This window comes from Micromonospora sp. II, from assembly GCF_001709195.1.
In the GTDB taxonomy this organism is placed as follows: domain Bacteria; phylum Actinomycetota; class Actinomycetes; order Mycobacteriales; family Micromonosporaceae; genus Micromonospora; species Micromonospora chalcea.
Genome location: NZ_LYXF01000089.1, coordinates 260,850 through 278,591 on the forward strand (window position 1 = coordinate 260,850; position 17,742 = coordinate 278,591).

General features: G+C 73.2%; 27 protein-coding genes. 14 read left to right on the plus strand and 13 right to left on the minus strand.

The features are described from left to right. Positions 1 to 798 carry an SDR family NAD(P)-dependent oxidoreductase gene (locus A8711_RS31130; RefSeq protein WP_233607803.1) on the plus strand — a complete coding sequence of 266 codons (798 nt, stop codon included), beginning with the start codon at positions 1 to 3 and terminating at the stop codon, positions 796 to 798. A gap of 15 nt (positions 799 to 813) precedes the next feature. On the opposite strand, the gene A8711_RS31135 is transcribed toward A8711_RS31130, so the two are convergent. Beyond that, positions 814 to 1,281 (minus strand): SAM-dependent methyltransferase, encoded by a 468-nt coding sequence (locus A8711_RS31135; protein WP_069090172.1) that lies wholly within the window; start codon positions 1,279 to 1,281, stop codon positions 814 to 816. Between the two features lie 72 nt (positions 1,282 to 1,353). Between A8711_RS31135 and A8711_RS31140 the strand changes: the two genes are divergently transcribed. The 4 genes from A8711_RS31140 to A8711_RS32580 all read left to right on the plus strand — a co-directional run bounded on the left by A8711_RS31140 (position 1,354) and on the right by A8711_RS32580 (position 3,925). Next, a complete protein-coding gene (locus A8711_RS31140) occupies positions 1,354 to 2,211 on the plus strand; it encodes a PhzF family phenazine biosynthesis protein (protein WP_069090208.1) in 858 nt (285 codons plus the stop codon). Further along, entirely contained in the window at positions 2,208 to 2,906 is a 699-nt protein-coding gene (locus A8711_RS31145; protein ID WP_069090173.1) for a class I SAM-dependent methyltransferase, read from the plus strand. The genes A8711_RS31140 and A8711_RS31145 overlap by 4 nt, the downstream gene beginning before the upstream one ends. Before the next feature lie 111 nt (positions 2,907 to 3,017). Next, positions 3,018 to 3,386 carry a YciI family protein gene (locus A8711_RS31150; RefSeq protein ID WP_069090174.1) on the plus strand — a complete coding sequence of 123 codons (369 nt, stop codon included), beginning with the start codon at positions 3,018 to 3,020 and terminating at the stop codon, positions 3,384 to 3,386. A gap of 80 nt (positions 3,387 to 3,466) precedes the next feature. Continuing rightward, a complete protein-coding gene (locus tag A8711_RS32580) occupies positions 3,467 to 3,925 on the plus strand; it encodes a hypothetical protein (protein ID WP_043324686.1) in 459 nt (152 codons plus the stop codon). A gap of 20 nt (positions 3,926 to 3,945) precedes the next feature. On the opposite strand, the gene A8711_RS31160 is transcribed toward A8711_RS32580, so the two are convergent. Further along, positions 3,946 to 4,350: a nuclear transport factor 2 family protein gene (locus A8711_RS31160; protein ID WP_069090175.1), complete on the minus strand. Its 405-nt coding sequence runs from the start codon at positions 4,348 to 4,350 to the stop codon at positions 3,946 to 3,948. A 65-nt stretch (positions 4,351 to 4,415) separates the two neighbouring features. Between A8711_RS31160 and A8711_RS31165 the strand changes: the two genes are divergently transcribed. The 3 genes from A8711_RS31165 to A8711_RS31175 all read left to right on the plus strand — a co-directional run bounded on the left by A8711_RS31165 (position 4,416) and on the right by A8711_RS31175 (position 6,339). Further along, positions 4,416 to 4,952 carry a TetR/AcrR family transcriptional regulator gene (locus tag A8711_RS31165; protein WP_069090176.1) on the plus strand — a complete coding sequence of 179 codons (537 nt, stop codon included), beginning with the start codon at positions 4,416 to 4,418 and terminating at the stop codon, positions 4,950 to 4,952. 190 nt (positions 4,953 to 5,142) lie between these two features. Beyond that, positions 5,143 to 5,931, plus strand: a complete 789-nt coding sequence (locus A8711_RS31170) for a hypothetical protein (RefSeq protein ID WP_069090177.1) — start codon at positions 5,143 to 5,145, stop codon at positions 5,929 to 5,931. A gap of 9 nt (positions 5,932 to 5,940) precedes the next feature. Continuing rightward, on the plus strand, positions 5,941 to 6,339 hold the full coding sequence (locus A8711_RS31175; protein WP_069090178.1) for a VOC family protein: 399 nt from the start codon (positions 5,941 to 5,943) through the stop codon (positions 6,337 to 6,339). 4 nt (positions 6,340 to 6,343) lie between these two features. On the opposite strand, the gene A8711_RS31180 is transcribed toward A8711_RS31175, so the two are convergent. The 3 genes from A8711_RS31180 to A8711_RS31190 are packed head-to-tail and all read right to left on the minus strand — an operon-like array spanning position 6,344 to position 7,324. Beyond that, entirely contained in the window at positions 6,344 to 6,739 is a 396-nt protein-coding gene (locus tag A8711_RS31180; protein WP_043324682.1) for a hypothetical protein, read from the minus strand. Next, the gene (locus tag A8711_RS31185) at positions 6,736 to 7,116 is read right to left on the minus strand and encodes a VOC family protein (RefSeq protein WP_069090179.1); all 381 of its coding nucleotides are present in this window, start codon (positions 7,114 to 7,116) and stop codon (positions 6,736 to 6,738) included. The genes A8711_RS31180 and A8711_RS31185 overlap by 4 nt, the downstream gene beginning before the upstream one ends. A 13-nt stretch (positions 7,117 to 7,129) precedes the next feature. Beyond that, the gene (locus tag A8711_RS31190; RefSeq protein ID WP_069090180.1) at positions 7,130 to 7,324 is read right to left on the minus strand and encodes a DNA-binding protein; all 195 of its coding nucleotides are present in this window, start codon (positions 7,322 to 7,324) and stop codon (positions 7,130 to 7,132) included. 164 nt (positions 7,325 to 7,488) lie between these two features. On the opposite strand from A8711_RS31190, the gene A8711_RS31195 reads away from it, so the two are divergent. Beyond that, positions 7,489 to 8,895, plus strand: a complete 1,407-nt coding sequence (locus A8711_RS31195) for an alpha/beta hydrolase (protein ID WP_069090181.1) — start codon at positions 7,489 to 7,491, stop codon at positions 8,893 to 8,895. A gap of 84 nt (positions 8,896 to 8,979) precedes the next feature. Here the strand turns inward: A8711_RS31195 and A8711_RS31200 are convergent, their stop codons facing one another. From A8711_RS31200 to A8711_RS31210, 3 genes are read right to left on the minus strand one after another with little or no spacing between them, the layout of a single operon-like run. Continuing rightward, positions 8,980 to 9,477, minus strand: a complete 498-nt coding sequence (locus A8711_RS31200; RefSeq protein ID WP_069090182.1) for a YcxB family protein — start codon at positions 9,475 to 9,477, stop codon at positions 8,980 to 8,982. Between the two features lie 57 nt (positions 9,478 to 9,534). After that, on the minus strand, positions 9,535 to 10,299 hold the full coding sequence (locus A8711_RS31205; protein WP_231915456.1) for a cyclopropane-fatty-acyl-phospholipid synthase family protein: 765 nt from the start codon (positions 10,297 to 10,299) through the stop codon (positions 9,535 to 9,537). Between the two features lie 19 nt (positions 10,300 to 10,318). Next, positions 10,319 to 11,095, minus strand: a complete 777-nt coding sequence (locus A8711_RS31210) for a hypothetical protein (RefSeq protein WP_233607802.1) — start codon at positions 11,093 to 11,095, stop codon at positions 10,319 to 10,321. A 171-nt stretch (positions 11,096 to 11,266) separates the two neighbouring features. Between A8711_RS31210 and A8711_RS31865 the strand changes: the two genes are divergently transcribed. Continuing rightward, complete coding sequence (locus A8711_RS31865) at positions 11,267 to 11,437, plus strand: hypothetical protein (RefSeq protein WP_233514745.1); 171 nt, start codon at positions 11,267 to 11,269, stop codon at positions 11,435 to 11,437. Positions 11,438 to 11,450: 13 nt separating this feature from the next. Here A8711_RS31865 and A8711_RS31215 read toward each other — a convergent pair whose 3' ends face one another. From A8711_RS31215 to A8711_RS31225, 3 genes are read right to left on the minus strand one after another with little or no spacing between them, the layout of a single operon-like run. Next, positions 11,451 to 12,056 carry a YdeI family protein gene (locus tag A8711_RS31215; RefSeq protein ID WP_043324674.1) on the minus strand — a complete coding sequence of 202 codons (606 nt, stop codon included), beginning with the start codon at positions 12,054 to 12,056 and terminating at the stop codon, positions 11,451 to 11,453. A 29-nt stretch (positions 12,057 to 12,085) separates the two neighbouring features. Then, on the minus strand, positions 12,086 to 12,496 hold the full coding sequence (locus tag A8711_RS31220) for a diguanylate cyclase (protein WP_069090184.1): 411 nt from the start codon (positions 12,494 to 12,496) through the stop codon (positions 12,086 to 12,088). A 53-nt stretch (positions 12,497 to 12,549) separates the two neighbouring features. Continuing rightward, positions 12,550 to 12,918, minus strand: coding sequence for a helix-turn-helix domain-containing protein (locus A8711_RS31225; RefSeq protein ID WP_223201100.1), 369 nt, complete (start codon positions 12,916 to 12,918; stop codon positions 12,550 to 12,552). A gap of 60 nt (positions 12,919 to 12,978) precedes the next feature. Here A8711_RS31225 and A8711_RS31230 point away from each other — a divergent pair, with 60 nt between their 5' ends. Continuing rightward, positions 12,979 to 13,644, plus strand: coding sequence for an NAD(P)-dependent oxidoreductase (locus A8711_RS31230; protein ID WP_069090185.1), 666 nt, complete (start codon positions 12,979 to 12,981; stop codon positions 13,642 to 13,644). Here the strand turns inward: A8711_RS31230 and A8711_RS31235 are convergent. Then, positions 13,641 to 14,297 (minus strand): HAD family hydrolase, encoded by a 657-nt coding sequence (locus tag A8711_RS31235; protein ID WP_064446208.1) that lies wholly within the window; start codon positions 14,295 to 14,297, stop codon positions 13,641 to 13,643. The two genes, A8711_RS31230 and A8711_RS31235, sit on opposite strands and share 4 nt — an antisense overlap. 62 nt (positions 14,298 to 14,359) lie before the next feature. Here A8711_RS31235 and A8711_RS31240 point away from each other — a divergent pair, with 62 nt between their 5' ends. The 3 genes from A8711_RS31240 (at position 14,360) to A8711_RS31250 (ending at position 16,673) form a co-directional block, all read left to right on the plus strand. Then, on the plus strand, positions 14,360 to 14,941 hold the full coding sequence (locus tag A8711_RS31240) for a carboxymuconolactone decarboxylase family protein (RefSeq protein WP_233607801.1): 582 nt from the start codon (positions 14,360 to 14,362) through the stop codon (positions 14,939 to 14,941). Positions 14,942 to 15,014: 73 nt separating this feature from the next. Then, entirely contained in the window at positions 15,015 to 15,989 is a 975-nt protein-coding gene (locus A8711_RS31245) for a DUF1152 domain-containing protein (protein WP_069090186.1), read from the plus strand. Positions 15,990 to 16,028: 39 nt separating this feature from the next. Next, positions 16,029 to 16,673 (plus strand): alpha/beta fold hydrolase, encoded by a 645-nt coding sequence (locus A8711_RS31250; protein WP_069090187.1) that lies wholly within the window; start codon positions 16,029 to 16,031, stop codon positions 16,671 to 16,673. 141 nt (positions 16,674 to 16,814) lie between these two features. Here A8711_RS31250 and A8711_RS31255 read toward each other — a convergent pair. After that, positions 16,815 to 17,742 (minus strand): PepSY domain-containing protein (locus tag A8711_RS31255; RefSeq protein WP_141707700.1); only part of this gene is annotated, 928 nt, incomplete at its 5' end.

Here is a 17,742-nt window from a genome sequence, read left to right on the forward strand (position 1 = left end):
GTGGGCGTCGTGGTGGTCAGTGGCGGCACGAACGGAATGGGGCGTGCGTTCGCCCTGGGGCGGGCCGAACATGGCGACCGCGTCCTGGTGCTCGGCCGCAACCGTGCACGTGGCGAGGCGATGGCCGGAGGCCTGATCGCCTTCCTTCCCGTCGACCTGTCCAGCACGGCCGAGACGCGGCAGGTCATCGAGCACATCCTCGGCGAGCACCAGGTCGTGGACGCGTTGACGCTGTTCGCCAACGCGGTGACGCCGCGTCGCATCGAGACGGTGGAGGGACTGGAGCGTACGTTCGCGCTCTACTACGTCAGCCGCTACCTGCTCAGTTTCGGTCTGCGTCCGGCCCTGGACCGGGCGACCCGGCCGGTGATCGTGAACGTCGCCGGTGTCGGGGTCACGAGAGGCGAGGTGCGCTGGGCCGATCCCCAGATGAGGGAGGGCTACTCGGCCGTCGCCGCCCAGTTGCAGGCCGGGCGGGCCAACGACCTGCTCGGCGTGGGCTTCGCCCAGCGGTCCGGTAGCCGCGCCCGATACGTGCTCTACCATCCCGGGTTCACCAGGAGCGGTGACCGTAGCGCGCTCCCGCTCGTGGTACGGGGGCTGCTCGCGGTGGCGGCGGCGGTCGCCGCCCGGTCCGTCGCGGACGCGGTGGCGCCGATTCACCGGTTCCTGGACGCGCAGCCGACCGCGCCGGTGACCGCCGTCGACCGGGGGAAGCAACTTCCGCCCGGTTTCCCGACCCTCGACCCTCATGACGCCGAGCGGTTGATGGACCTCACGGAGAGGCTGCTGCGGTGAGGCGCCGCGCCGACGCTACGGCCGGAAGTAGTCGGACATCATGCTGCTGACCCACTCCGGCTGCCGGACGTCCGTGGGGACGAACTCCACCAGCACCGGCTTCAGGTCGATGACCGGCGTGCCGGACACCGCGTCGAGGCCCACCACCGTCAGTTCCCGGCCGTGGACCGACTCGATGCGGCAGCACGTCACGCCGATCCGGTTCGGCCGACGGGGACCACGGCCGGCGAACACCCCCATCGGCGGCAGGTCGGCCCGGCCCCGGTAGGGACGGGGCTCGCGGTGGTCGCCGCCGTCCGGGAACCGGTCGAAGACGAACACGACCTCCACGTGCGAGAACTCCTCCAGGCCCTGCAGGCACGCCCCGCCGAAGCGCTCGTCGACGACGATCGTGCTGCGGACGGCGCCCCAGTTGTCGCTGTGCTGGATGTCCGTCCGGTCGTTGCGGACCGTACCGATGGGGGTGATCTCGAAGCTGGGCATGCCCGGAGAGTAGTTCCGCGTGGCTCGTCACGGGGGTCCACGAGCCGGGCCACCGGCGCTAGGCTCATGATCATGGACGTTCTCCGATACGCGACGTTCACCGCCGACCCGGCCGGCGGCAACCCGGCCGGTGTCGTGCTCGACGCCACCGGGGTGGATGACGCGGAGATGCAGCAGGTGGCGGCGCAGGTCGGCTACTCCGAGACGGCGTTCCTCCTGCCCGGCGAGGGCGGGCGGTTCACGGTGCGCTACTTCAGCCCGAAGGCGGAAGTGCCGTTCTGCGGGCACGCGACGATCGCGTCCGCGGTCGCGTTCGCCGAGCGGCACGGCCCCGGCGCGCTGCACCTGGACACCCGCGCCGGACTGGTCGAGGTCGCCACGAGCGCGCAGGCCGACGGCACCACCACCGCCACGCTCACCAGCGTCGCGCCGCGCACCGTACCGCTGGGCGCGGACGACCTGGCAGCGCTGCTCGCTGCGTTGCGCTGGTCGCCGGACGATCTCGACGCGACGCTGCCGCCGCGTGTCGCGTACGCCGGGGCCTGGCATCCGATCGTGGCCGCCGCGACCCGGCGGCGCCTGGCGGACCTGGACTACGACATGGCGGCGCTGAGCGCGCTCATGACCGAGCGGGACTGGACGACGATCGACCTGGTGCATCGCGAGTCCCCGCTGGTGTTCCACGCGCGCAATCCGTTCCCGCCCGGCGGCGTGGTCGAGGACGCGGCGACCGGCGCGGCGGCCGCCGCGTTCGGCGGTTACCTGCGTGAGCTGGGCCTGGTGCGGCCCCCCGCCACAGTCAGCGTGCGGCAGGGCGAGGACATGGGCCGCCCGAGCCTGCTCACCGTTGGCATCCCCGCCGATCCCGGCGCCGGGATCGCGGTGACCGGCACCGCCGTGCCCATTCCACCCGCTGAGGCGGCCCGGTGAAGCCGGACCACTACGACGGCTTCGCCGAGCGGTACGCCGCGGAGAACGAGTCCAGCCTGTTCAACGCCTACTACGAGCGGCCCGCGATGCTGGAACTCGCCGGGGACGTGCGGGGCCGCCGGATCCTCGACGCGGGCTGTGGCACCGCCCCGCTGTCCGAGGCGCTCGCCGCGCGCGGGGCCGTCGTGACCGGCTTCGACGGCAGCCCGGCGATGGTCGAGCTGGCCCGCGAGCGGCTCGGCGGGGACGCGACGCTGCTGGTGGCCGACCTGGGCGCGCCGCTGCCGCTCGCCGACGGCGCGTTCGACGACGTGATCGTGTCGCTGGTGCTGCACTACTTGGAGGACTGGACCGCGCCGTTGGCCGAGCTGCGCCGTGTGCTGCGTCCCGGCGGCCGGCTCCTGGTGTCGGTGAACCATCCGATCGGGTACGAGGTGGCGTTCCCGGACGCCGACTACTTCGCCGTCGCGAGCTGGTCAGAGGAGTACGACTTCGACGGGCAGCGCGCCACGCTCACCTACTGGCACCGGCCGCTGCACGCGATGACGGCGGCGTTCACCGACGCGGGTTTCCGGCTCTCGGTGATCAGCGAACCGCCGTTCTCGCCCGACACGCCGCGCGAGCTGCTGCCCCCGGAACTCGACGGCCGTACGGCCTTCCTCTGCTTCATCTTCTTCGTTCTCGAAGCGCACTGAATCCGAGCGGCGCATAACGTCGAGCGGCGTATAACGTCGGATCCGGGTCGGCTCGTTCGTAGGACGGGTGAGAGGCGGCCGGACCGGCCGCCCGGACAAGGGAGTCATGGCATGCCGCGGTACCTGATCTCATTCAACGACGGCGCGATGGACCACATCCCCGCCGAGGAGATCCCCCAGGTGGGCAAGGACGCGCACGCGGTCATCCAGGAGGCCGTGAACGCGGGCGTGTTCGTGTACGGCACCGGGCTCGAACGCCAGCAGGCGAGCATCGTGGGCACGGACGGGGTGGTCACCGACGGGCCGTTCCCGGAGACCAAGGAGGTCATCGGCGGGTTCGTGGTCCTCGACGTGGCCTCACGCGACGAGGCGCTGAAGTGGGCCGCCAAGATCGCCGTCTCGTGCCGCTGCGCCCAGGAGGTCCGGGAGGTCATGCCCGACCCCGAGACGGAGGCGATGCTCCGCGCGGCGGGCCGCTGACCGGTCCGATGTCGACGCGACGACGGTGGGCGGGGCACCCGGACGGAGGCCATGCCTACCATGATCGCTAGCCTCGTGCGGTGAAACGTGAACTCGCCGCGCTCTCCCTGCTGTTCGTCGTCTCCGCGTGTGCGCCCTCGGAACCCACGCCGTCGACGTCCGCCACCCCGTCGTCGTCCGCGTCGGCCTCGGCCGCTCCTCAGGCCGGCTCGACCGCGCCCGCGGACAAGGTCGCGGCCGGTGCGTGCAACATGGTGGCCCGGGTGGTCGAGCAGCAGGACGTCCGCTTCACCTCGAACTCGCCGATCGCCATGCGTGCCCGCAAGGCGGCCGACCCGGGCGTCCGGGACGCCGGCGAACGGCTGGCGGTGGCGGCGAAGGAATCCGGGGACATGTTCGTCCGCAACGACCCGAACGAGGACACCGGCCCGGTCGACGCCCGTATGGCCGAGGCGCAGCGCGGGCTCCTGTCCGCGTGCACGGCGCTGTTCGGGCCGCAGCCGTGGCCGTTCGCCCCGTCGCCGACACCGACCACCTGAGCCGCGGCGCTGATGCCGGCTCATGCCGGGCCGGCGGCCCCGGCGATGGCGAGTGTGTGCTGATATTCGCGCCAGTGGGCCAGCTTGCCGTCCCGGGTCCGCAACACCCCGATGAACGGCGCGGACGCGGTCACCCCGGTCACCGTGTGCGTGCCGACGAGCTCGTACTCGACCACGATCACCTCAGGGTCGGCGGTCTCGTGTACGACCACACCGCGGCAGTCGTCGAACCGCACCGGGAAGGACGCCCGGCCCGCTCGCGTGTACTCGAGAACGGGTTGCTTCCCCTCGGTGCGCGTCGGGTGGCCGGGCACGGCGAAGGGCGTCTCGATCACCACGTCGTCGGCCAGCGAATCCGCCTCGAACGTGGGCAGGTTCGCCAGCCACCTGGCGCGCATGCTCTCGAAGATCTGCTGCGGTGTCATGCCGGCCTCCGCGATAATGAGTCGTGACTCGACTTGTATCACAGAATAATGAGTGGAGACTCACTTTGGTAGAGGGTCCGCCCCTGCGCGCCGACGCGCAACGCAACCGGGCACGCATCCTGGACGCCGCCGAGGCGGTCTTCGCCGAGTTCGGCGCCCGCGCCTCCACCGAGGAGGTGGCCCGCCGGGCCGGCGTTGCCATCGGCACGGTCTTCCGTCATTTCCCCACCAAGGAGGACCTGCTCGCCGCGCTCATGAAGCGACTGCTCGCACAGCTCGCCGAGGAGGCGGGACGACACGACCTCTTCGGTTTCTTCAGACACACGGTGGCCCAGGCCGCCGCGAAGAAGACGGCAGTCGAACTGCTCGCCGGATCCGGCGTGGACATCCGGCTTCCGGAAGCGGTAGGTCACCTGGAGGAGGCGGTGGGCAGGCTGCTGGAACAGGCCCGGGCCGACGGAACCGTCGCCGACTCGGTACGGCTACCCGAGGTGATGGCGCTGCTCACCGGCATGTGCCAGGGCGCGCTGCACGGCGGATGGGACGAGCACCTGCAAGCCCGGACGCTGGCGGTCGTCTTCGCCGGCTTCGAGCGCGGCTGACGGTCCGGGATCACACCGCGATAAACCGGTTGGCCCGCCCGGCGAGCGCTGTTACCTTGCCGGTGGCCGTGCCGGAGAACGAGGGAGGTGGTACCCGTGACCGCAGTATCGACATGGGTGCTCCCCTCGGGGGTCACGGCCGGGCGATAGGTCGTCCGGGAGCGCCGTCGCACTCCCGAAAGGCACGACCATGCGCTTCACCTCCGAACAGCGCCTCGCCGACGGCGTCCGCGAACGCGAGTTCACCCTCGGCGAGATCCCGGGCATCCTGTGGACGCCCGCCTCCACGCCGGCGCCGGCCCCGCTGATCCTGCTCGGCCACCCCGGCGGACTGCGCCGGATGTATCCCCGCCTGGCGGCCCGGGCGCAGGGCTGCGTCGAACAGGGCTTCGCCGCCGCCACCATCGAACTGCCCGGCGGTGGCGACCGGCCCGCGTCCGCCGCCGCCGAGCAGGCCCGCGCCGACCTGCGCCGGGCACTGGCAGCCGGCGAGCGGGTCGCCGACGAGGTGGTCGACCGGCTCGTCCTGCCGCTGGTGGAGGAGGCGGTACCGGAGTGCCGGGCCGCGCTGGACGCACTCCTCGCACTGCCCGAGGTCGGCGGCCCGGTCGGGTACGCCGGCGGGGTGATCTCGATCGGCGTACGGCTGGCGGTGGTCGAACCGCGCATCGTGGCCGCGCTCCTGTTCGCCGGAAGCTTCGTGCCGCGCGCCATCATCGAGGAGGCCCGGCGGGTCACCATTCCGCTGCACGTCCTGTTGCAGTGGGACGACGAGGGCAACGACCGGCGGATGGCGCTGGACCTGTTCGACGCCTTCGGCTCGTCGGAGAAGACGCTGCACGCCAACATGGGCGGGCACACCGGCGTGCCGTGGTTCGAGGGGGACGCCGCGAACCGGTTCTTCGCCCGGCACCTGAAGGCGGGCCAACCGGCGGCGGTCTCGGCGGATCCGGGGGAGGGGACGCCGTCCGGCCAATAGGGTGATCGCATGGCGCCCGTGACCGGACTGGACCACGTCGTCATCGCCGTGTCCGACTGGCGGGCCGCCACCGACTTCTATCGCGACGTCGTCGGCGCCGAGGTGATCGGCGTCGGCGGCGACCGCGTCGCCTTCCGGATCGGCCCCCACCGGTTGAGCGTGCACGGGCCGGGTCTCGACCTCGGCGGCAACGTGGCCCGGATTCCCGTCCGTCCGGGCAACAGCGACATCTGTTTCGTCTGGGCCGGGCCGATCGAGGAGGCGGTGGCGCACCTGCGGCGGCACGACGTCGAGGTGGAGACCGGACCGGTCCGGCGGGCCGGCGCCGGTGGCACCGGGACCAGTGTCTACTTCCGCGACCCGGACGGAAGCCTGCTGGAGTTCATCTCCTACCAGGAGAGGCCGTGACCGGTCAGAGCGGTGACACCACCAGCTCGACGTGCCGGGCCTCCGTCGCGTCGTCCACGGCGAACTGCAGCAGCCAGCGGCCCGGCGCCAACTCGATCTCGTCGTTGTCGTCGGCGTCGCCGACGTAGAGCCGCCCGGAGGGGACGTCCAGTGTCACCTCGTACGGGTGCCCCGTGACGCGCTGCGACGTCACCCGGATGTCGAGGGTGACATCTGCCTCTCCCTCGTCCGCCACGGCGGCGGAGGCGACCACGACCGCGACGTGGTGCGTCGTGGCGAACACCGGCGCGTCCCCGGCGTGGAAGTCGATGTCGAAGTCGGTCTCGCAGAGGGCGTCGCTGAGGTAGACGGCACCCCAGTGGTAGGGGCGGACCCGGCGTACGCGTCGGTCGTCGGTCACGCGAGCCCGCCGACCGGCGGCGCCCAGGTCGGGCGCCGGATCAGGCAGAACGGGTGACCGGCCGGGTCGGCGTACACGTGGTCGCCCGCCAGCCGCCGCGCGCCCAGCGCGAGCACCGCCGTACCGGCCGTGTCCTGGTCGTCGACCATCACGTCGAGGTGCATCTGCTGCGGCACCGCCGGATCCGGCCACGTCGGCGCAACCAGGTCGGCGACGCGCTGGAACGCCAGCCCGGACGCCGCCGTACCGGCCGACACCACGGCGAAGTCGTCGTCCGCGTACGTGACCGGGTCGCCGAGGACCGCGCTCCAGAAGCGTGCCTCGGCCATCGGGTCCGGGCAGTCGACGATCAGGTGGTGGAGTCTGCCGAGCGGCATCGCGATCGCCTCGTCAGCTCAGCCGCAGGTCGTGTTCGGCGAGGGCCGCCTCGATGACGCCCAGCGCCTTCGGTCCCATGCCGTGCAGGCGGGCCAGCTCCGCGCGCGGTACACCGGCGAGCCGGCGCAGCGTGGTGTAGCCGGCCGCGGTCAGCGCCCGGGTGGCCGGCGCGCTGATCTTCGGCAGACTGTCCAGGGACGACGTCATCGCCCGATGCTAGACCGCCACGGTGCGGCTCGCCTGCCCGTCCTTCGGCCCGTCAGGGACGGAATGGGGGAAAGACCCGACGGGCATATCGGGGCGTTTCCGTATGGGACTCGGGTGGGACGCCGCTGAAGAATCGACAGGCATCCAAGACACCGGGAGGTGCCGTGTTCCGACGTACCGTGGCCGTCGCTCTGGCCGCGCTCACCGTCCTGGCGGGACTGCCCGGCGCGGCGCGCGCCGGGCTTCCGCCGCAGCGGCTCGTGTGGAGCGAGTGCGCCGACGACTTGCCGGACGTCCCGCCGGATGAACGCGTGCGGTGCGCCCGGCTGCGGGTGCCGGTGGACTGGGCCCGGCCGCACGGTCCGACGGTCGACCTCGCCGTGGCACGCCGGTCCGCGCGCCTGCCGGAGCAGCGGGTGGGCACACTGGTGTTCGGGCCGGGAGGCCCCGGCGACTCGGGAGTGGAACGGATCCGCAAGGGCGACCGGTTCAGCCACGAGTTGCTGGACCGGTTCGACCTGGTCAGTTTCGACCCGCGTACGGTCGCCCGCACCGCCGCGCCCGTCTGCGCCCCGGATCCGGCGCTGCGCAAGCCGGCCGTCCCGCTGACCGGTCAGGCCGACTTCGACGCCGCGGTGGCCTACAACCAGGCGCTGTGGCGCAGGTGCCGTCCGACCAGCCCGGTGTTCGACCACGCCGACACGCTCAGCACCGTCCGTGACCTCGACGCGTTGCGGCGGGCGCTGGGGGAGCGGCGGCTGTCCTTCCACGGCAGCTCGTACGGCACGCTGCTGGGCCAGCAGTACGCCGAGCGGTATCCCGGCCGCGTGCGGGCCGTCGTGCTGGAGGGCGTGTTCGACCACAGCCTCGACGTGCGCTCCTTCGTGCGAACGCAGGCCGCCGCGTTGCAGGACTCGTTCGACGAGTTCGTGTCCTGGTGCGACAGGTCGCCGGAGTGCGTGCTCCACGCACGCGACGTGCGGGCGGTCTGGGCGCAGGCGCTGGCCCGCGCGGACCGGGGCGAGTACGCCCCCCGTACCGCCTTCGACGTCACCGCTGTGGCGCTCGGCCTGCTCGCCGGTCCGCGTTGGCCGCAACTCGCGGTGATCGTGCGGGACATGGCCGCCGGTACGCCGCCACCGGAGGTGAATCTCCCGGTCTCCGTCGCGGCGTTCTGCGCGGACTGGCCGGCGCAGGTACGCGACTACGCCGCGTACGCCGGCGTGGTCCGGGACGCCCGGGCCGTCGCCCCGGACGTCCGGTACGGCGCCGGCCTGCTGGCCGTGCAGACGTGCCTGGGCTGGCCGTCCCCGGTCCGCAACCCGCCGCACGAGCTGAACGTGCACACCCGCACGCCGCTGCTGCTGCTCAACGCCCGGCACGATCCCCGGACCGGCTACGCCTGGGCCGTGAACGTCGCCCGGCAACTCGGCCGGCACGGACGCCTGGTCACCTACGAGGGCTGGGGCCACGGCACCTACCAGCGCACCGACTGCACGACTGCGGTGGTGGACCGGTACCTCGTCGACCTGACCGTGCCCGCCCCGGGCACACGATGCTCGGCGAGCTGACCGCTGCGGGTCCGCCGGTGCGGCAGGTTGACGCGACCGCCGGACAGGCCGGCGACGCAACACGTACAGCCGATCAGAACCTCGTCAACGGTCGCCGAGCAGTCCGCGTCCGGCCATGAAGGCGCGCAGCGTCCCGGCGTCCTCGGCGGACATCAGCCACCGGGGGATCACCGTGGCCGGCATCCGTCCCACGTACACGATCCAGAAATCCGGGGTCTCGGTGACCCGCTCGACGCCGTCCCAGGCGATGCCGCCGGACTCCGAACCGCTGCGCATCATGATGTTGCGGTCGTCGATGTCGTAGCCGCCCTCGACCGCGTAGCCGCCGGACCGGCGTCGGGCCCGCCACCGCACCCACGGCGCGTACAGCATCGACAGCACGCCGGCCACGATCAACGCGGTCCACAGCGACGCGAAGCGGCCACCCCGCTCCGACGCCTGCGAGGCGATCCAGCCGATCACCCCGATCGCGGCGAGGACCGCGCCGATGTAGCCGAAGCGGCGCAGCCGGGCGGCGGCCAGCGCGGCGGCCACGCGGGCCGGATAGGCGGGGTCGGCCGGTACGGCGAAACGGATCTGCACGCCCGAACGATAGTGCCCCGCCCGCCTGTCCCGGGCCGGACCCGCAGCGGCGGCCGGTCAGATCCGGCGCAGCACCAGCGTCACGAACCCCAGCACGCCGCGGTATCCGCGCAGCCACTGGTCGCGGTGCTCCCGGGCGGCGGCCAGCGCGCCGGCGGCATCCGGATGACCCGGGTTGTCCAGCGCCCACTCGGTCAGCGAACCGGTCCACGACCACTCGTAGTCGTCCCACTCGGCGGCGTCGCTGACGTGCGCGTACACCGGGGTCCAGCCGGCCTGCTCGGCGGCCGCGACCAGACCGGCGAGGTCGGTGTGGTCGTCGGGTTTCGCGCCCAGCGCCGCCAGCGCCTGCGGCGTCGGCGGCACCTGCCAGAATCCCTCGCCCACCATCAGGACGCCGTCGGCGTTCACGTGCCGGCCGGCCAGTTCCAGCGTCTCGCCGAACCCGCCGAACGCGTGCGTCGACCCGACGCAGAGCACCAGGTCGTAGTCGCCGTCCGGCACGTACGACCGGGCGTCGCGCTCGTGCAGCGTGAGCCGGTCGGCGAGGCCGCGCACGGCGGCGGCCTCCGTGGCGCGTTCCAGCGCGTACGGGTTGAGGTCCACGCCGTCGGCGTGCCCGTCCGGGTGGTGCGCGAGGGCCTGTAACGCCCAGGCGGCCTCGCCGCAGCCCAGGTCGAGAATCCGGGCCGCCGGTCGGCGACCGGCCCGGCGCAGCAGCCGGTTGACGTTGACGCCGGAGAGCGGCGCCGCGATCGGGTGGTGCGAGTGCGCGATGCTGCTGAGCCGTTGACGGTCCATCGCCGCAGTCAACACGAGCACAGCCGGATTGTCGTGCCGGTCAGGCGCGGCAGATGATCGTCGCGTCGTCGGTGGCGACGCCCCCGCGTGCCTCCGCCGCCCGGACCCGGGCGATGACCTCGGCCGGGCCGGCGGTCTCCAGCAGGCGCAGCAGCCCCGGCCAGTCGGTCAGGCCGAACGTGTCCACGAGACGGCTCGCGCCGTTGCTGAGCAGCGCCGCGCCGGTCACGTCGTGGGCCGGGCACGCGCCGGTGACCGCCTCGGCCACCACCGCCGGATCGTCCTTGGCGACCCAGAAGCCGCCGGGGCTGTTGCGGCGGGACCGCAGCTCCATCAGCAGCCGCCGGTACTCGTCGCCGCCCTCCGGCACGTCCTTCAGCCGCTCCTCGAAGGCTCGGGCGATCACCACCTCACGCGGATCGTGGGCGACGACGGGATCACCGGCCGCCCGGCCGACCAGCGCGACCGCGTCACCGAGGACCAGGTGCTCGACGGTCCCGCCGGAGAACCGCAGCATCGCCACCGCGGCGAACGGGCTGATCGGGTGGGCGACGTCGCAGGTGTCGCGGTGCTGGTCGGTGACCCGCTCGATGCCCTCGGCCAGCACGTCGCGCAGGCTCCGCTCCTGCCCCAGCGCGCCGAGCAGCGCACCGCCGAGGCGGGTCGCGTACCAGGCGATGCCGTGGTGGCAGACCTCCTGCGCGCCGGTGATGCCGCCGGCGCCGTCGACCAGGACCAGGCCGCAGGGGACGGCGCCGGCGAAATCCTCATTGGTACGGCCCGGATGTCCCGCGTCGGTCGCCATCGCTACCCGCATGCGCCTCATCATGCCCGGGCCGACCGGAACGCGATGTCCCTCGCGGCTGGCTGACCCGCGACGCGCGCGCCGGGGATCCGGGCCCGCATCCACGACGGCGTCGATCGAGCGTACGCCCGGTCAGACCCGCCGGTCGCCGAGTACCACAGCGCCCACCAACCCCCGGCGCTCGTGCTGTGGGGCCGGCACGACGCCTACTTCGACGTGGACAGGTGCTCGCGCAGCATCGCGCGCTGGACCCGGATGGACGCGCACCTCTTCGACGGCGGCCACCTGCTGCTGGAGACCCACGCGGCCGAGTGCGCCGCGCTCCTGCGCGCGTTCGTCCGGGACCACTCGTGAGCCGGGACGTGGGTCACGGCGTGGCCGGCGGCTTCGCCTTTTGCGGGTGGAACGTCTCGTGGCGGGCCAGCATGGCGACGAACTCACCGATCTTGCGTTCCCGGGTCTCCGCGCGCTTGACCGCGTTCAGCCGGTGGATGAGCGCGAACCTGTTGGCGCTGGTGAGGACGTCGAGCATGGCTTGGGCGGCGGGCTCGGCGGCGACGGCGGCGAGCAGGTCGGCCGGCAGCTCGGCCTCCGACGGAGGAGCGTACGCCGCCGCCCACCGGCCGTCCGCCTTCGCGGCCTCCACCGCCGCGCGGCCGGCGGGTGTCATCCGCCCCTGCTCCTCCAGCCGGGCCACGTGCGCGACGTTGCGCTGCGACCAGGAGCTGCGGGCCCGGCGCGGGGTGAACCGGATCCAGGAGCTCTCGTGGTCACGCTTGCGGGCCTGCCCGTCGATCCAGCCGAAGCACAACGCCTCGTCGACCGCCTGCTGCCAGGTCAGTGTGGTGAGCGTGCCGCCCTTGCGGGTCAGGGCGAGCCAGACGCCGGGCGACGTGTCGTGGTGGGCGGACAACCACGCGCGCAGCGCCTCCGCGTCGGGCACGATCAGCTCGTCCAGCTCGGCGGTTCCCATGGCCGGAAGGCTATGCCACGGGTACGACGTTAAGGCCGGGCGTGCGGCTCAGCCGCCTGCTGCTCGCCGTCGAGCGACGGATCGGCCGCCCGCCGCAGCCGCCGTCCGGCCACCAGCAAAGCCACGCCTGCGCCGGTGAGCCCCGCGCCCATCAGCCCGCCCGCGACCCCCGCCGCCGGATCGCCCTCACGGAACGCGTACGCCACGGCCGCGGTCAGGATCGGCGCACCGAGGGAGATCGCCATCCACCCGCCGAGGATGTCCTCCTTGTCGGCGAAGGCGTTCGTACTGATCAGGAAGATCAGGATCATGGCAGCGGCGAGGCCGACGAGGAACAACGCCGCGAGGATCAGCGCCGGGTCGCGGGGGAGCAGCCCGGCAGCCGCGGCGAGCACGTAGATGATCGCCGCCGCGATGAGGTTCGCGAGCACGTTCGTCATCACGTTCGCAACGAACCTCCGCAGTCCGCCACGCCCGGTGCCGGCCGGCGCCGTCACGACGTCCGCGAATCGTGCGACCGGCGGGCCGCCAGCAACTCGTCCAGGTGCGCCTCGCTCCACGACCGGGCGGCCGCGACCAGCGTCAGCAGGCTTCGCCCCAGCGGCGTCAGCGCGTACTCCACGCGCGGCGGGTTCTCGTCGTAGGCGGTCCGCGTGACCAGCCCGTCGCGTTCCATCGCCCGCAACGTCTCGGCCAGCACCTTCGGCGTGATCGTGCGCAGCGGCGCCCGCAACTCGGTGAACCGGCGCGGCCCGTGCTCCAGGCACAGCACCACCATCGCGGTCCACTTGTCGCCGATCTGCAACGGCATCATCCGCGACGGACAGGCGGGGTGGAACATGTCCGGATCGAGCGGCGTCACCGCCCGAGCGTAACCCGGTACCGTTGCGGTAACCGGCACCCCGCGTCCTACCGTCGCGCCATGACCAGCATCGCCGTCTTCGGCGCGGGCGGCCGGGCCGGCCGCGCCGTCACCGCCGAGGCCCACCGCCGCGGCCACCGCGTCACCGCCGTCGTCCGCGACCCCGCCCGCCATCCCGACCTCACCTCCGCGGTACGCGGCGACGTCACCGACCCGGAGACGGTCGCCTCCATCGGGTACGGGCACGACGCCTTCGTCCACGCGGTCAGCCCGGCGTCCGGGCCGGACGCGCTCGCCGCCGCCGGCCTCGATCCGGAGTTCTTCGTCCGGGCAGCCGACGCGCTGCTGCACGGCCTGGCCCGCGCGGACGTGCCCCGGCTCGTGGCGATCGGCCTGTTCGCCACCCTGATCGACGCGCACGGCCGGCCCCTCTACGACGACCCGGCCGTGCTGCCCGCCGAGCTGCGGCCGTTCGCGCTCAGCCACGCCGCCGGCCTGGACCGGCTCCGCGCGGCGGACACCACAGTCGACTGGCTGGTGCTCACCCCACCCGCCGCGCTGGACGTGGCCGGTACCCGCACCGGCCGGTACCGCCTCGGCGGCGAGCGCGCCCCGGCGTCGGCGCCCCTGTCGTACGCCGATCTGGCGGTGGCGGTGGTCGACGAGATCGAGTCGCCGCGCCACCATCGGACGCGGGTCTCCGTGACCGGTGACGCCCCGGCCTAGCCGCCCGCCGCATTGTGCCGCGCCACCAGGTCCGGCAGCTCGTGCAGCGAGTCGATGCGGAACAGGCACCGGTCGGCCACGTCCGGCATGTCGAGGATGTGCCCCCACGGCCCGCGCCGGATCAGGCACGCCGACATGCCGGCGGCCATCGCGGGCGCGGCGTCGTTGTCCGGCCGGTCACCGACGTACAGGATCGCCGCCGCGTCGCCGCCGCTCTCGCGGACCACCCGGTCGAAGAACTCCGGCGCGGGCTTCGACACGCCCCAGGCCGCCGACGTGCCGATCACGTCCACCGGCAGGTCCAGCGTCCGCAGCGTCGCCTCGGCGTGCTCCGGCTGGTTGCCGGCCAGGCCGACGCGCAGACCCTGGTCCTTCAGGGCGGTCAGGCACGCCCGCGCGTCCGGGTACAGATCCTCCTCGCCGAACGACTCCGGGTCACCGGCCGCGACCCGGCGGGCGAGTTCGGCGGTGAGGTCGAAGTCCGGCCGGAACGCCCGGAACACCTCCTGGTAGTCCAGCCCTCGGGCGATCACCGCGCCGAAGACCGCGGAGAACGTGTGCCGGGGTACGCCCAGCCAGTCCGCCCACGTCGCGAACTCGCGCGTCTCGTCGAGGATCGTCCCGCCCACGTCGAAGAAGACCGCCCGGATCATCAGCGGATCGTACTGTCGTTGATCAGCCAGTGGGGGGCGCCCGGGTGGCGCAGACTGCCCGCATGAGCGCCGCCTTCCTCCCCGAACCGCCGCAGAGCCCGGCGGCGAAAGCCGCGTACGAGGAGGACCTCTCCTCCGACGGCTACGTCAACAACCTCACCCGCGTCTGGTGCTGGCGACCCGACGTGCTGATGTCGTTCCAGAACACGCGCGCCGAACTGCTGTCCGCGTCCACGCTGTCCGCGCGTGAGGTGGCGGTGCTGGTCGCCGCCACCGCCGCCGCGCGGGGCGACTCGTACTGCTCGCTGGCCTGGGGCGTGCGGCTGGCCGGGATGAGCGACGAGGAGACCGCCGCCGCGGTGCTGCGCGGCGACGAGGCGGCCCTGTCCGAGCGGGAGACGGCGCTGGCCGACTGGTCCCGCCGGGTCGTGACGGACCCGAACGCCACCACCGAGGCCGACACGCAACGCCTGCGCGACGCCGGCCTGAACGACCGGGAGATCTTCGAGGCCACCACGCTGATCGCGTTCCGGCTCGCCTTCTCCACAGTGAACGACGCGCTCGGCGCGCGGCCGGACGTGCAACTGGTGGAGAACGCGCCGGAGCTGGTCCGGGAGGCGGTCACGTTCGGCCGCCCGGCCTGAACGAGCGGGTCCCGGCCCTCGACCGGCCGGCCACGGGGCAGCGAGCCCGCACGCGAGCGGAGATCATCATCTGGTGACCGACACCGCCGCGTACACGTTGGCCGTTCCGCCGTTGTTCGCCGCACTGGCTCCGGCGCGCGACGTCCTGATCGCCGGCGCCGGTGGCGGCTTCGACATCTACGCCGGCCTGCCGCTGGCCCTGGCCCTGTGGCAGGCCGGCAAGCGGGTGCACCTGGCCAGCCTCTCCTTCTCGGAGCTGGAACTGCTCGACCGGCAGGTGTGGGTGGACGAGCACGTCGCGGCGATCCGGCCGGACACCCTCAGCCCCGACTGGTACTTCCCGGAGGGGCACCTGGCCCGCTGGCTGGCGGGCCGGGACCTGCCGTCGACCGTGTACGCCTTCCCGCCGCTGGGCGTGCAGACGCTGCGCGAGGCGTACCGGCACCTGGTCGACCGGCTCGACGTCGACGCGATCGTGCTCGTCGACGGCGGCACCGACATCCTGTTGCGCGGCGACGAGAGCGGCCTGGGCACCCCGGTGGAGGACATCACCAGCCTGGCCGCCGTGGCCGGGCTGGACGTGCCGATCCGGTTGGTGAGCAGCCTCGGTTTCGGCATCGACGCGCACGACGGCGTCAACCACGTCGAGGTGCTGGAGAACCTGGCCGCCCTCGACCGGGAGGGCGGCTACCTCGGCGCGCTGTCCATTCCCGGCTCCAGCCGTGAGGCGGTGCTCTACCGAGAGGCGGTCGCGCAGGGCCAGGCCGCCACCCCGCACCGGCCGAGCATCGTCCAGGGGCAGATCGCCGCCGCCACCGGCGGCGCGTTCGGAGACGTACGGTTCAGTCGGCGCACCGGCGACGGCGACCTGTTCGTCAACCCCCTGATGGCGATCTACTTCTCGGTCGACCTGCCCCGGCTCGCCGCCCGCTGTCTCTACCTCGACCGGATCGAGAACACGATCGGGCGGCGCCAGGTCATCACCCGCATCGAGGCGTTCCGCGACGAGCTGCGGGCCGCCCGCGTGCCCCGGGCGTATCCGCACTGACAATCACGGCTTGTCGTACCGGTGTGGGAGGGTCCGGGAATGACGACGTTCGTGCTCATCCACGGCGGCGGGGGCAGCGCGTGGGACTGGCACCTGCTGGTTCCCGAGCTGGCCGCCCGGGGTCACGATGCGGTGGTGCCGGAGCTGCCGATCGGAGACCGGTCGGCGGGGTTCACCGATTTCCACCAGGCGGTGATCGAGGCCGTCGGCAACCGGGACGACCTCGTAGTGGTCGGGCACTCGTACGGCGCGTTCACCGCACCGCTGGTCGCCGACCGGCTGCCGGTGCGCCTCCTGGTCCTGCTCACCCCGATGATTCCGCGGCCCGGCGAGAAGCCGGGGGACTGGTGGGGCAACACCGGCTACCGCGAGCCGGACGGGCTCAGCGAGGAACAGCAGTTCTACAACGGCGTGCCGGCCGGGATCGTCGCCGAGGCGCCCGCGCACGGCCGGGAGCAGGTCAGCGCGGAGTGGGACGAGCCGTGGCCGCTCGCCGCCTGGCCGGCCGTGCCGACGAGGGTGCTCATCGGCCGCGACGACCGGTTCTTCCCCGCCGACTTCCAGCGCCGGGTGGCCGCCGACCGGCTCGGGGTGGTGCCGGACGAGATCGACGGCGGCCACGCGGTGGCGCTCAGCCGCCCGGGCCCGCTCGCCGACCGACTGACTGCCTACCTGGTGTCCTGATCCCGCCTCGCCGTGATCCGTCCGGCTCCTCCCGACGACATGCTGATCGGGAGGGGCGAGGCGCCGTGCGGATCCGCGACTGAGGGTTCACGGCGGCTGTCCGGCCTCTCCGAGGCGGTGACGGCCGGATAGCCGCCGGGGTCAGCTGCCGGCCGGCGCGGGTGAGACGGGTAGGGGCCGGCGGCGCCGACGCGCGAGCAGGCCGAGGACGAGATCGACGACGAGGAAGCCGAGCAGGGTGACGCCGAACCACGGCAGTGCCCAGCCGAGTGCCAGGGTGACCGGTACGCCGAGCAGCAGCGCCCACCACGGGAGCCCGCGGAGGCCACCTCGGGCGGGCGGTGAGCCGAGCGGGGCGCGACGGCCGGCGCGGGTGGGGCGGCGCTGCCACCACATGCGGTAGCCCCAGACGATGACGCAGAGCAGACCGAGAGCGAGCGCCGCGAGCAGGATCTGGTTGATCGGCCCGAACAGGATTCCCATGTGGGCTTGGATGCCGAGGCTGCTGAGCTGCGCGAGCAGCGGCCAGTCGGCGAAGTCGCTGCGGGCGGTGACCGCGCCGGTGGTGGGCTCGACGGCGATTCGATCCTTCGCGACCGGCCAGGCGTTGTCGACCTGGGCGACGGTCCAGGCCAGGCCGGGCTCCGCGGCAGGGCTGATCTCCACCGGTCCCGAGAGTCCGGCGCTGCGCGCGGAGGCCAGCACGTTGTCGTAGGACGCCGGATTGTCCGCCGTGCCGGTCGCCGCGCCACCGTGCTGATGCTCACCGCCGCCCGCGGGCGGGGCCACGCCGTCGACGGTGGTGGAGAGTTCCGGAGTGCCGGCGCGCAGGGTGTCCAGGCCGGTGCTGAAGTTCGCGCCGGCGTACCGGGACCAGGTCAAGCCGGTGGCGGAGAGGAACAGCAGGCCGACCGCGAGCCAGACACCGGTGGTGGCGTGCCAGCCCCGGGTACGGCGAACTCCCTTGCGGGCGGTCAGGTCCGGTACGAGCAGGTGTGTCGTCCGGGCGCGGGTGGCGCTGCGGCGGCGCCACCACAGGACTACCCCGCCGAGAACGAGAACCCACAAC

Coding starts and splice junctions, on each gene's coding strand:
- A8711_RS31185 (WP_069090179.1), bottom strand. CDS start 7,116: ATGCCGCTCGGCAGACTCCACCACCTGATCGTCGACTGCCCGGACCCG.
- A8711_RS31250 (WP_069090187.1), top strand. CDS start 16,029: ATGACGACGTTCGTGCTCATCCACGGCGGCGGGGGCAGCGCGTGGGAC.
- A8711_RS31240 (WP_233607801.1), top strand. CDS start 14,360: ATGAGCGCCGCCTTCCTCCCCGAACCGCCGCAGAGCCCGGCGGCGAAA.
- A8711_RS31220 (WP_069090184.1), bottom strand. CDS start 12,496: ATGACGAACGTGCTCGCGAACCTCATCGCGGCGGCGATCATCTACGTG.
- A8711_RS31150 (WP_069090174.1), top strand. CDS start 3,018: ATGCCGCGGTACCTGATCTCATTCAACGACGGCGCGATGGACCACATC.
- A8711_RS31235 (WP_064446208.1), bottom strand. CDS start 14,297: ATGATCCGGGCGGTCTTCTTCGACGTGGGCGGGACGATCCTCGACGAG.
- A8711_RS31170 (WP_069090177.1), top strand. CDS start 5,143: ATGCGCTTCACCTCCGAACAGCGCCTCGCCGACGGCGTCCGCGAACGC.
- A8711_RS31135 (WP_069090172.1), bottom strand. CDS start 1,281: ATGCCCAGCTTCGAGATCACCCCCATCGGTACGGTCCGCAACGACCGG.
- A8711_RS31215 (WP_043324674.1), bottom strand. CDS start 12,056: ATGGGAACCGCCGAGCTGGACGAGCTGATCGTGCCCGACGCGGAGGCG.
- A8711_RS31210 (WP_233607802.1), bottom strand. CDS start 11,095: ATGCGGGTAGCGATGGCGACCGACGCGGGACATCCGGGCCGTACCAAT.
- A8711_RS31190 (WP_069090180.1), bottom strand. CDS start 7,324: ATGACGTCGTCCCTGGACAGTCTGCCGAAGATCAGCGCGCCGGCCACC.
- A8711_RS31230 (WP_069090185.1), top strand. CDS start 12,979: ATGACCAGCATCGCCGTCTTCGGCGCGGGCGGCCGGGCCGGCCGCGCC.
- A8711_RS31175 (WP_069090178.1), top strand. CDS start 5,941: ATGGCGCCCGTGACCGGACTGGACCACGTCGTCATCGCCGTGTCCGAC.
- A8711_RS31140 (WP_069090208.1), top strand. CDS start 1,354: ATGGACGTTCTCCGATACGCGACGTTCACCGCCGACCCGGCCGGCGGC.
- A8711_RS31160 (WP_069090175.1), bottom strand. CDS start 4,350: ATGACACCGCAGCAGATCTTCGAGAGCATGCGCGCCAGGTGGCTGGCG.